The organism is Micrococcus sp. ACRRV (genome assembly GCF_022346985.1).
GTDB lineage: Bacteria > Actinomycetota > Actinomycetes > Actinomycetales > Micrococcaceae > Micrococcus > Micrococcus porci.
Map to the genome: position 1 here is coordinate 1 of NZ_JAKRNH010000076.1, position 11,429 is coordinate 11,429.

Sequence of the window (11,429 nt, forward strand, 5' to 3'; positions counted from 1 at the left end):
GGCCCACCCCGCACCGTTCCGCACCCGCCGTGCCCACCCGCGCCGGCGGCCTCGCACCGTCCTCCAAGGAGAACCCCATGACGACCCCCTCGAACATCTCCCGCCGCTCCTTCGCCGGCCTGTCCCTGGCCGCCGTCGGCGCGCTCGCCCTGACCGCCTGCAACTCGCAGGCCGAGAAGAAGGGCGACGACGGCGCCCAGACCGTGCGCATCGGCGTCGTGTCCGAGAACGAGACGCACCGCGCCCTGGTGAAGCTCGCCAAGGAGAAGCACGGCATCGACGTCGAGATCCGCAACTTCACGGAGTACACGCAGCCGAACCCGGCGCTGGACAACGGCGACATCGACATGAACTGGTTCCAGCACATCGCCTACCTGGCCGACTACAACCAGGCCTCCGGCAAGGACCTGACGCTGATCGGGACCACCGAGATCATCCCGCTGCCCCTGTACTCCAAGAAGTACAAGGACGTCTCCGAGTTCCAGAAGGGCGACACCGTCGCCATCCCGAACGACACCGTGAACCAGGCCCGTGCCATCAACGTGCTCGTCGCCGCCGGCCTGCTGAAGCTGTCCAACGAGACCATCCGCCCGGAGCCCAAGGACATCGACGAGGCCGCCTCCACCGTGAAGGTCCAGACCGTGGCCGCCCAGCAGACCGTGAACGCGCTCGAGTCCGTCCAGGGCTCGGTCATCAACAACACGTTCTCGGCGGACGCCGGCATCGACACGAACACCGCCCTGTTCAAGGACGACCCCAAGGCCGACTCCGCCAAGCCGTTCGTCAACGGCTTCGCCGTGCGCCGCGCGGACCGCGAGAACGAGACCTACAAGAAGATCGCGGCCCTGTACCACGAGCAGGCCGTGCTGGACGAGTCCGCGAAGCTCTCCTCCGGCACCAGCGTGCCGGTGCAGCTCGACGCCGCCCAGATCGACGAGACCCTGAAGCAGTACCAGGACGCGATCGCGAAGCAGGGCGCCTGATCCATGGCAGGTTCCCATTCGTCCGACCGTGACGCGGTCACCCCGGGGCGCCACTCTGAGGGCGCCCCGGGGGAGCCGGTCATCGTCTTCGACCACGTCAGCCGCGTCTACGCCGCCAAGAAGGGCCGCGGCGTCACAGCCGTGGACGACGTCTCGCTCACCGTGAACCGCGGCGAGGTCTTCGGTGTGATCGGCTTCTCCGGCGCCGGCAAGTCCACCCTGATCCGCATGATCAACGGGCTGGAGAAGCCGACGTCGGGCACCGTCACGGTGCTGGGCCAGCAGGTCTCCCACCTCTCCGAGGCGAAGCTGCGTCCGCTGCGCACCCGCATCGGCATGGTGTTCCAGCAGTTCAACCTGCTGACCTCCCGCACGGTGGCCGGGAACATCGAGTTCGCCTTGGACACGGCCGGCTGGCCGCGGTCCACGCGCCGCGCTCGTGTGGCGGAGCTGCTGGAGTTCGTCGGCCTGGCGGACAAGGCCAAGCACTACCCGGAGCAGCTCTCGGGCGGCCAGAAGCAGCGCGTCGGCATCGCCCGCGCCCTGGCCGCCGAGCCGGAGATCCTGCTCGCGGACGAGGCCACCAGCGCCCTGGATCCCTCGACGACGCACGAGGTGCTCTCCGTGCTCCGCCGCGTCAACGAGGAGCTGGGGGTCACGATCGTGGCCATCACCCACGAGATGGAGGTCATCCGCTCGATCGCCGACCGTGTCGCCGTGATGGACACCGGCCGCGTGGTGGAGACCGGCAAGGTCTACGACCTCTTCTCCCGGCCCGCCCACTCCGCCGACGCTGCGTCCTTCGTGGCCACGGCGCTCAAGGACCGGCCGAATGCCGACGAGGTGGCCCGCATCCGGGCGCGCACCGAGGGTCGGCTGATCATGGTCTCGCTCAAGGACTCCGCCGCGGTCTCGGCGGTGCTCGGCACCGCCTCGACGCGCGGCGTGGGCTTCGAGATCGTCCACGGCGGCATGTCCGCCACCAAGGACTCCGCGTACGGCCTGCTCACCGTGGCGCTCACGGGCGAGGCCGCCGCGGTGGACGCGTTCGTCGCGGACCTGGCCGGCGCCGGGGACGTGCAGGAGGTGCACCAGTGATCGACCGATTCCAGAACCTCGACTGGGGGTACTACGGCCCCGAGCTGATGACCGCCGTGGGGGACACCCTCTACATGGTCGGCTCGGCCTTCATCCTCGGCGGCATCCTCGGCCTGCTGGTCGGGCTCGTCCTCTACACCACGCGTCCGGGCGGCATCTTCGCCAACCGTGCCGTCTACCTGGTCACGAACTTCGTCGTGAACCTGATCCGGCCCATCCCGTTCGTCATCCTCATCGCCGCCCTGCAGCCGCTGACCATCGCGGTGCTCGGCAGCGGCATCGGCAACACCGCCGTGGTGTTCTGCATGATCTGGGCGTCCACGTTCGGCATCGCCCGCATCGTGGAGCAGAACCTCGTCTCCCTCGACCCCGGCGTGATCGAGGCCGCCCGCGCGATGGGCGCCTCCCGCATGCGGATCGTGCGCACCGTGGTGCTGCCCGAGGCCCTCGGCCCGCTGATCCTCGGCTTCACGTTCGTGATCATCTCCCTCGTGGACATGTCCGCGATGGCGGGCATCATCGGCGGCGGCGGCGTCGGCAACTTCGCCATCGTGGAGGGCTACAACCGGTTCCGTCCGGAGGTCACCTGGCTGGCCGTGATCGTGGTGATCGTGTTCGTCCAGGCGCTGCAGCTGATCGGCAACGGCATCGCCCGCAAGGTCATGCGCCGCTGAACCCCGGCTCGGCCCACGCCACGACGGCCGGTGACATCCCCGCGGGGACGTCACCGGCCGTCGTCGTCGTTCTGGCAGACTTCGGCCCATGACCGACATCACCTCCACCCCCGCGACCTCCGTCGCCGACGATCCCCTGGCCTTCTACGTCCGCCTCGGCGAGCCCACCGTGGACGCCGACGGCGTCCGCACCTCCCGCGTGCGCTCCACCGTGCACGCCCAGGGCGCGTGGCGGCAGGAGGAGATGCACATGGCCGCGGTGTCCGGGCTGCTGCTGCACGAGGTGGCCGCGCACGAGACCACCCCCGGGCTGCGGGTGGGACGGCTCTCCTACGACATCCTGGGCACGCTCTGGTCGGGCGAGCTCGAGGTGGTCACGCGCACCCTGCGTCCGGGCCGCACCATCGAGCTCGTCGAGTCTGTGCTCCACGCCCGGGGCCGCACCGTGCTGACCCTGCGGGCCTGGCTGCTGTCCACCTCGGACACCTCCGCCGTCGCCCAGCTGCCGGACGAACCCCTCCCGCCGCGCGCGCAGGCGCAGGCGCACAACGCGCTCCACGGATGGGGAGGCGGGTACATCGCCTCCCTCGACGGCGTCATCCTGCCCGGCCACGGGCCGGGCCACGGCCGGGTGTGGCTCACCACGGACCGCGAGATGGTGGCGGGGGAGAGCACGAGCGACCTGGTGCGCCTGATCAGCCTCACCGACGCGGCCAACGGGATCGCCCCGGCCCTGCCGGCGAAGCCGGGCGGGTGGTTCTTCCCCAACGTGGACCTGCAGATCCACCTGTACCGCGAGCCCACCGGCCCCTGGCTCGGCCTCGCGGGGCAGGTGACGGTGGGCCCGGACGGCGTGGGCCTGACCAGCACCGTCCTCCACGACGACGACGGCCCGTTCGCCCACGTCGAGCAGACCCTCACCCTGCGCTCCTGGCCGGTCGAGGGCGGCCTGTGAGCGCAGCTCCCCGGCTGCGCTGGGCCGTGCAGGAACGGACCCTCGGGGCCGCCGACGACCTCGACTGGGCCATGGGCGAGCTGGCCGTCTTCCGCGCCGCCGCGGCCGAGGGGAGGGCCCTCGACGACCTGATCCGCGTCTACGTGCCCGAACCGACGGTCGCGTTCGGCCAGCGCGACGCGCGGCTGCCCGGCTTCGAGGCCGCGGCCGCGGCGGCCCGGGCCCACGGCTTCGAGCCGGCGGTGCGCCGGGCCGGCGGACGGGCGGCGGCCTACCACCACGGCTGCCTGGTGGTGGACCACCTGAGCCAGCAGGAGGACGCCGCGCTCACGCAGCAGGCCCGGTTCGCCGAGTTCGCCGACCTGTTCGTGCGGGCGTTCGCGCGCATGGACGTGCCCGCCTCCGTGGGCGAGATCCCGGGGGAGTACTGCCCGGGAGAGTTCTCCGTGCAGGGTCCTGCGCCGGCCTACCCGGTGAAGCTGGCCGGCTCCGCGCAGCGCGTGGTGAAGGGGGCGTTCCTGTTCTCCACCCACGTGGTGGTGTCCGACCCCGCCCCGCTGCGGGCCGTGCTCGTCGACGTCTACCGGGAGCTCGGCCTGGACATGGACCCCCGCACGGCGGGCGCGGCCGAGGACGTGCGCCCCGGCGCGAGCGTGCCCGCGTTCGCCGCGGCCCTGCGGGAGGAGTACGCGGCGTGGGCCGCGGCCGCCGGTCTCGAGGTCGTGGACGAGCAGCTCGCCGTCCTCGGCGCGGGCACCTCCGGCTGAGGGCACGGGCGGCCCGGCTGCGGGCGGGCCGTCAGGCCGTGAGGTCGGCGATGATCTCCCGCTTGCGCCGCGGGGTGAAGCCGGCCGCCACGGCCGCCGCCCGGCGCGCCGCGTCCGTCCGATACAGGGACCAGCCCCGCTGCACGAGGAACGGCACCGGCTTGCGACGCTCGGCGACGTCGCGCACGAACCGGCGGGCCGCCGTCGTGGTCCGCGCCTGGTCGATGTACCAGGCCGCGTAGCCGACCCCGGCCCGGTCCAGGGCGGCGGGCATGCGCTCGGCGAAGATGCCCTCCGCCACGATCACCCCGCCCGGCTCGAGCGCGACGGTGCTGTGCCCGCGGACGGAGGACGTGGAGATGTCGTAGTCGGGCACGCGCGTGGCGCCCTCCTCGAGCAGTTCGACGACGGCGTCCACGGCCGCCTGCTCATCCCACGTTCCGGGGTGGTCCCAGTCGATCTCGCCGTACGGGGTGCGCGGGAACACGGGGCCGGGCCCGCCCGCGGCGCCGTCGTCGGACTGCTCACGGTAGAACGCATCGAGCGAGAGGTGGGGCCGGCCGTGGCGCCGGGCCAGGTAGGACTTGCCGGAGCCCGACGCGCCGCCGAGCAGGATCACGGAGGGAGGGGGCGAGGCGGGGAGGATGGTCACGGGGGACCATTCTTCCCCACCTCGGCGCGTCTTCAGTGGCCGCGGTCGATCCACTCCTGCAGGTGCGGCTTCTCCGTGCCGATCGTGGTGGAGTCGCCGTGGCCGGTGTGGACCACGGTGGCCTCCGGCAGCGGGAACAGGCGCTCGCGGATGGACTCGATGATCGTGTCGAAGTCCGAGTACGAGCGGCCGGTGGCGCCGGGCCCGCCCTGGAACAGGGTGTCGCCGGAGAACACGACGCCGGTCGGGGCGCCGTCGTCGCCGGCCTCACCCAGGGCGGGCGCGTACAGGCAGACCGAGCCGGGGGAGTGACCGGGGGTGTGCAGCACCCGCAGCTCGACGCCGGCCACGCGCAGGACATCGCCCTCGGCGAGCGCGCCGTCGGGCTCCTCGTCGGGGAAGACGTCGTCCCAGAGCATGCGGTCGGCGGGGTGGAGCAGCACGGGAGCGTCCACCATCTGGCGGAACTCCTGGACCTGGCGGATGTGGTCGTCGTGGCCGTGGGTGAGGACGATCGCCAGCACCTGGCGGCCGTTCACCTTCTTCCAGACGGCCGAGGCGTCGTGGGCCGGGTCGATGACGACGCACTGCTCCGCGCCGCCGACGATCCACACGTTGTTGTCCACGTCGAACGTCTCCCCGTCCAGGGAGAACGTGCCGGAGGTGACCAGGTGATCGATGCGCGCCATCAGAGCACCACCACCGAGCGCAGGACGTCGCCGGACTTCATCGTCTCGAAGGCCTCGTTCACCTCGTCCAGGGCGATGGTCTCCGTGACGAACTCGTCCAGCGGCAGGCGGCCCAGACGGTACTGGTCCACGAGCATCGGGAAGTCACGCTCCGGCAGGCAGTCGCCGTACCACGAGGACTTCAGCGCGCCGCCGCGACCGAAGACCTCCAGCAGGGGCAGCTGCAGCTCCATGCCAGGGGTGGGCACGCCCACCAGGACGACGCGGCCGGCCAGGTCCCTGGCGTAGAACGCCTGCTCATAGGTCTCCGGGCGGCCGACCGCCTCGATGACCACGTCGGCGCCGAAGCCGCCGGTCACCGCGCGGATGGCCTCCACGGGGTCCTCGTCCTTCGAGTTCACGGTGTGGGTGGCGCCGAGTTCCTCGGCCTTCGCGAGCTTCTTGGCGTCGATGTCCACCGCGATGATCGTGGTGGCGCCGGCGAGCTTCGCCCCGGCGATCGCGGCCACGCCGACGCCGCCGCAGCCGATCACGGCCACGGACTCACCGCGCTTGACCTCGCCGGTGTTGATGGCCGCGCCGATGCCGGCCATGACGCCGCAGCCCAGTAGGCCCACGGCGGCCTGCTCCTCGGTGGAGTCCACGCCGTCGACCTTGGTGCACTGCTTGGCGTGGACGAGGGTCTTCTCTGCGAACGCGCCGATGCCCAGGGCGGGGGAGAGCTCGGTGCCGTCCTCGAGGGTCATCTTCTGCGACGCGTTGTGCGTGTTGAAGCAGTACTTGGGCTCGCCCTTCTTGCAGGCGCGGCACTCGCCGCAGACGGCGCGCCAGTTCAGGATGACGGTGTCGCCGACCTCCACGTGGGTGACGCCCTCGCCGATCGCGGAGACCACACCCGTGGCCTCGTGGCCGAGCAGGTACGGGTACTCGTCGCCGATGCCGCCCTGCACGTAGTGCAGATCCGTGTGGCAGACGCCGCAGGTCTTGATGTCGACGACGGCCTCGCCGGGTCCCGGATCGGGGATGACGATGGTCTCGATGCTGACGGGGGCGTCCTTCGCCATGGCGACGACGCCGCGGACCTTCTGGGACACGTTGTTCCTCCTGGATGTCGTGGGGATGTCCGTTGGTGGATCCATCCCATCACGCCGTGCCGGGCGGGACAGCCCGTGAGGCGCGGAGAGCTCCCCGTCCACATCGGCTCCTGCCCCCGTTTTCGTGCGCGAGACGCACGGCGTGTTGCCCGTTTTCGTGCGGGATGTGCACGGCGTGTCACATGTCTTCGTGCGCGGCACGGACAGCGAGGGCGTCGCGGCCCCGTGCCTAGACTCGGGCGCATGTGTGGACGGTATGTGATGGCCCGCGCGGCCGGTGACCTGGTGGCCCTCGGCGGGGGCCTGCTCCCCGAGGAGGGCCTGGAGCTGCGCCCGAACTGGAACGTCGCGCCGACCGCCGACGTCCCGATCCTCCTGGAGCGCGAGGACGCCGGCGTCGTGCGCCGGGAGCTGCACGTCGCCCGCTGGGGCCTGGTCCCGACGTGGGCCAAGGAGCTGTCCGTGGGGTCCCGCGCGTTCAACGCCCGGTCCGAAACCGTCACGTCGAAGCCGACGTTCCGCTCGGCCGTGCGCGCTCGCCGCTGCGCCGTCCCCGTGGAGGGCTACTACGAGTGGAAGGCGCCCGAACCGGGGTCCACGGGGCCGGACGGCAAGGCCGCGGTGAAGCAGCCGTTCTACGTCCACCCGGCCGGCGGCGGCGACGGCGAGGGCCCCGTGATCTGGTTCGCCGGGCTCTACGAGTGGTGGAAGGATGCCGGTGCCGAGGCCCGCGGGGACGATCCGTGGGTGCTCTCCACCACGATCCTGACCATGCCGTCCCCGGCCGACGACGAGCCCGGCGTGCTCGGTGAACTCGCCGACCTGCATGACCGCCTGCCCATGCCCATGGGGCCCGCCGCGATGGACTCCTGGCTGAGTCCTGACAAGCTCGGCTCCGCCGACGAGGCCGCCGCCCTGGTGGACGAGATGACCGCCCAGGCCTACGACGTCGCCCGCGGCTGGGAGCTGCGCCCGGTGGGCCGGGCCGTGGGGAACGTGCGGAACAACGGCCCGGAGCTCATCGCACCGCCGGCCGAGGTCCAGGACGCCCTGCTCTGAGCAGGTCTCCCGGAGGGGTTGCCCACGGGCCCGGATCGCGCTCGCGGTCCGGGCCCGTGGCTGTGGCGACGGGCCCGCGGCGTCAGCCGCCGTTCGGCGCCTCGACTGGACCGGCGCAGCCCCAGGCGGAGGCGTCGGCGGAGCAGTCGTCGGCGACGTTGCGTGTGGACGTGGTCCAGATGTCTGCGGTCACGGGTGTGGCGGTGCGCCGGATGGTGCCGGGGACGGCTTCCCAACCCTGTCCGGGATAGCGGATCTCACCGGTGTAGACCGTGGTGAGGGTGACCTCGTAGGTGCCGGTCTCGTCGTAGACATGGCTGGTGGGCGTCCGGACGTCGAACCCGTCCTGCGGATTGCCTCCGACGTCCGTGGTGACCGGCGCGGTGCCGTCCCCGTAGTCCCAGATGAAGGACACCGGGGTGAGGCGCATCTCCACGGAGACGCCGTCGATGACGGCGGTCTCGTGGCGGACAGCCTCGGGCGAGTAGAAGTTCGTCTCGGCGTTGCGCACGCCGCGCCCGTCCGTGTCGGCGAGGATCCGGGGCTCGGGGGCGATCACCTCGCCCATGTCGTCGATGCTCACGGCCGGGCGGGACGGCTGCGGTGGCGCGGACGGGGCGGCGGATCCGTCGGCGCAGAAGGCGTCCCCCTTGACGGGGGCGTCCTCCGGACGCGCGGTGTCCTTGGTGCTCGGCTGCAGCCAGGCCACGTTCTGGTCCCCGCAGATGAGCTCCTGCTGGGTGGCGCAGTTCTCGAAGCCCGGCTCGGGAAGGTTCTCATAGCAGGCGTTCTGGAGGGTGGTGACCTTGGTGGTGGGTGATGTCGCCTTGACAGATTTCTCCTGGTCGTCGGCAAGGCCATCCCCAACGATTTCGGCGATGCTCGATTTATGACAACGCTGGCCCACTATCAAGGAGTCGTCGGTCAGCTGGGCCTTGCGCCCCGCGGTGTCGCAGCTGCTGGCATGCGCCTGGGAAGGAGTCACTAAAGTGACTGCGGAGACAAGAAAAATAAGCGCAAACAAGACCGCCATGCATGCGGGGAAGTCACCCCTCCTGGAAGTCATATTCCGCCTCCCGGACCACCCATTGACCCTTGTTGGAGTCAAATTTTAGGAGGACACCCCACGGTGCATCCGTGCCGGCGTCAGCAGGAGCTTGGTCGACCTTCACGCCGTCGGCGTTGAAGGTGGCGGAGTCATCGGTCGAGATGGCAACTGTCGCCAGAGTGAAGTCTTTCTTCTTTTCCATGGAAACAGAATTGACCGCGAAGTTTTCCCCGGTGGCCCATCCGCCATCGCCATAGATGCGCTTGATTGTCTTGATGTGAGCGGAGCACAAATTGCACTCTTCCATCGAGATCGACTTCAGCGGTTCCGGATCATTCGTCTGCTGCAGGTAGTTCACCGCCTCCCACCAGTACTTCACCGCGGCCTCGGCTCCCTCGGGGGTGTTCTCCTTCACCGCGGCGGGCATGACCGGCTTCGGGACGTTCTGCGCGGGCCCCTTCGAGGAGGCCGGCACGTACTCACCGGCTGCGCCAGTGGTCGTTGCGTCCGACGCCGATGCCGACGCCCCGCCGGTGGAGCTCGACGCCGCCGCGGACGTGGACGAGGCGGCGGGCGCCGTCGTAGTGGTGGACGCGGACGACGCGCCGGAGTCCGCACCGCCGCCGGCGCATGCGGTGAGGGCCAGCAGCAGGGCGCCGCTCAGGGCGCCGCTCAGGGCGCCCGTCCGGGCGAGTCGACGGCGTCGCAGGGTGCGCCGGGGTGCGGGCAGGGTCATGGTCCCCTCCTCAGGAAGACGTCCTCGGGCGTCCCCGCTGATCCCACAGCGGGTGGCGTCCCCGTGACGGTGACGCCCAGGCGCAGTCTAGGCACAGACCGGCCCGGTCCGCTGTGTCCGTCCACAGGGCGTCACCGTCGACGTGGTCACGGCGTGGCGCCTCCGTCCACCTTTCGCCACCCGCGCGGCAACCGTTCACCGCACCGTCCGGGTGCCCGCCACGGCCCGGTCACGGCCGGGCAACCTCCCGCTCCTACCGTCGGGCGCGGTGGCGGGCACGCCGTCGCCGCATCGACGGAAGGAACCGCCCCATGTCCGAGACCCACTCCACCTCGACCGCTCCCTCCCGCCGCGGCGTGCTCGCCGGGGGAGCGCTGGCCGCCGCCGGCGTGATCGCCGGCACCGCCGCGCAGGCCGTCCCGGCCGAGGCCCGTGGTGGGCGCCACCCGCAGGGCGCCTCCATGCCGCTGGCGTTCGGCGCCACGCGTCGCATGAAGATCGTCCAGTTCAATGACACGCAGGGCGGGCACGCCGCCGACCGCCGCACCATCGAGTTCATGGGGAAGGTGCTCGATCAGGAGAAGCCCGACTTCGCCCTGATCAACGGCGACGTCATCGACGGCTCACCCACCACCGACGTCCAGGTCAAGCAGGGGCTGAACAACTTCGTCTCCCCGATGGAGTCCCGTGGCGTGAAGTGGGCCGTCACCTTCGGCAATCACGACGAGGACTCCGTCGAGGAGCACGGCACCTCCATGACCGAGGATCGCCTCCTCGAGTTCGTGCGCCAGTACAAGCACAACGTGAACCCGCCGAAGATGGACGGTGTCCCCGGCCACACCAACGCGCAGATCCTGGTGCGCGGCTCCCGCGGCGCCGCCCCGGCCTTCGCGATCTGGCTGCTGGACTCCGGCCGCTACGCCTCCGAGGCGGACACCCACGGTCAGTCCACGGACGGCCTGAAGTCCTACGACTGGATCCGCCCGGCCCAGATCCGCTGGTACGAGGACGCCTCCGCCGCCACCGAGGCTCGCTTCGGCAGGCGCACCCCCGGTCTCATGTTCTTCCACATCCCCACGTTCGAGCACGAGATGATGTGGCACGCCTCCCAGGCCGTCGAGGAGGCCTCCGACCACGCCGAGGCCGTCCGCCGCCACCGCATCACCGGCGTCAAGCACGAGGACGTCTACCACGGCCTGGTCAACTCCGGCATCTACGCCTCCGTCAAGGAGCGCGGTGAGGTCAAGGGCATCTACTGCGGCCACGACCACGTCAACACCTACACCGGCGACTACTACGGCGTGGAGCTCGGCTACGCGCCCGGCACCGGCTTCGACCCCTACGGCCTCAACGACGGCACCTGGGACCAGCACACCCTGCGTGGCGCCCGCGTGTTCGAGCTCGACGAGCGCAACGCGTCGGTGTACGCCGGCGCCACCCGCATCGTCTGGGCCCGCGACCTCGGGATCGACATGAACCCGGAGGGCCAGCCGCTGGCCACGCCCGTCCTTTTCCCGCCCTACGTGAAGGCCTGAGCCTCGCTTCCACCGGTGGAACCCCTGGTGACCGCCGGGGGTTCCGCCGGTGCCGTGGTGGGCGCCCTCGTGGTGCACTGTGGGCCGCGTCACCCACCCATGGCCGGGCGCGCCGCCGCGACCCTGCCCGCCCTCTGAC

12 protein-coding genes are annotated in these 11,429 nt (G+C 71.1%); 7 read left to right on the forward strand and 5 right to left on the reverse strand.

From position 1 onward, the window contains the following. The 5 genes from MHY29_RS08640 to MHY29_RS08660 all read left to right on the forward strand — a co-directional run. Positions 1-983 (forward strand): MetQ/NlpA family ABC transporter substrate-binding protein (locus tag MHY29_RS08640; protein WP_370643490.1); only part of this gene is annotated, 983 nt, incomplete at its 5' end. A 3-nt stretch (positions 984-986) separates the two neighbouring features. Continuing rightward, positions 987-2,081: a methionine ABC transporter ATP-binding protein gene (locus MHY29_RS08645; RefSeq protein WP_239240236.1), complete on the forward strand. Its 1,095-nt coding sequence runs from the start codon at positions 987-989 to the stop codon at positions 2,079-2,081. Next, positions 2,078-2,755: a methionine ABC transporter permease gene (locus MHY29_RS08650; protein WP_239240238.1), complete on the forward strand. Its 678-nt coding sequence runs from the start codon at positions 2,078-2,080 to the stop codon at positions 2,753-2,755. The genes MHY29_RS08645 and MHY29_RS08650 overlap by 4 nt, the downstream gene beginning before the upstream one ends. An 88-nt stretch (positions 2,756-2,843) precedes the next feature. Beyond that, a complete protein-coding gene (locus MHY29_RS08655) occupies positions 2,844-3,710 on the forward strand; it encodes a thioesterase family protein (protein WP_239240241.1) in 867 nt (288 codons plus the stop codon). Beyond that, positions 3,707-4,477 carry a lipoate--protein ligase family protein gene (locus MHY29_RS08660; RefSeq protein ID WP_239240244.1) on the forward strand — a complete coding sequence of 257 codons (771 nt, stop codon included), beginning with the start codon at positions 3,707-3,709 and terminating at the stop codon, positions 4,475-4,477. Before MHY29_RS08655 ends, MHY29_RS08660 begins: the two co-directional genes overlap by 4 nt. A gap of 31 nt (positions 4,478-4,508) precedes the next feature. On the opposite strand, the gene MHY29_RS08665 is transcribed toward MHY29_RS08660, so the two are convergent. Genes MHY29_RS08665 through MHY29_RS08675 form a run of 3 tightly spaced genes read right to left on the reverse strand, consistent with a single transcriptional unit; the run spans position 4,509 to position 6,912 of the window. Continuing rightward, positions 4,509-5,129, reverse strand: a complete 621-nt coding sequence (locus tag MHY29_RS08665; protein ID WP_239240247.1) for a uridine kinase — start codon at positions 5,127-5,129, stop codon at positions 4,509-4,511. Positions 5,130-5,161: 32 nt separating this feature from the next. Next, positions 5,162-5,818: an MBL fold metallo-hydrolase gene (locus MHY29_RS08670; protein WP_004167600.1), complete on the reverse strand. Its 657-nt coding sequence runs from the start codon at positions 5,816-5,818 to the stop codon at positions 5,162-5,164. Then, positions 5,818-6,912: an S-(hydroxymethyl)mycothiol dehydrogenase gene (locus MHY29_RS08675; protein WP_239240250.1), complete on the reverse strand. Its 1,095-nt coding sequence runs from the start codon at positions 6,910-6,912 to the stop codon at positions 5,818-5,820. Before MHY29_RS08675 ends, MHY29_RS08670 begins: the two co-directional genes overlap by 1 nt. 243 nt (positions 6,913-7,155) lie before the next feature. On the opposite strand from MHY29_RS08675, the gene MHY29_RS08680 reads away from it, so the two are divergent. Next, positions 7,156-7,971: an SOS response-associated peptidase gene (locus MHY29_RS08680; protein WP_224354982.1), complete on the forward strand. Its 816-nt coding sequence runs from the start codon at positions 7,156-7,158 to the stop codon at positions 7,969-7,971. A gap of 82 nt (positions 7,972-8,053) precedes the next feature. Here the strand turns inward: MHY29_RS08680 and MHY29_RS08685 are convergent, their stop codons facing one another. Together MHY29_RS08685 and MHY29_RS08690 are read right to left on the reverse strand one after the other, a co-directional pair. Then, positions 8,054-8,956 (reverse strand): PKD domain-containing protein, encoded by a 903-nt coding sequence (locus tag MHY29_RS08685; protein ID WP_239240253.1) that lies wholly within the window; start codon positions 8,954-8,956, stop codon positions 8,054-8,056. Between the two features lie 61 nt (positions 8,957-9,017). Then, positions 9,018-9,755: a DUF6318 family protein gene (locus tag MHY29_RS08690; RefSeq protein ID WP_239240256.1), complete on the reverse strand. Its 738-nt coding sequence runs from the start codon at positions 9,753-9,755 to the stop codon at positions 9,018-9,020. Between the two features lie 311 nt (positions 9,756-10,066). Between MHY29_RS08690 and MHY29_RS08695 the strand changes: the two genes are divergently transcribed. After that, positions 10,067-11,290 carry a metallophosphoesterase family protein gene (locus MHY29_RS08695; protein WP_239240259.1) on the forward strand — a complete coding sequence of 408 codons (1,224 nt, stop codon included), beginning with the start codon at positions 10,067-10,069 and terminating at the stop codon, positions 11,288-11,290. Positions 11,291-11,429: the final 139 nt, after the last annotated feature.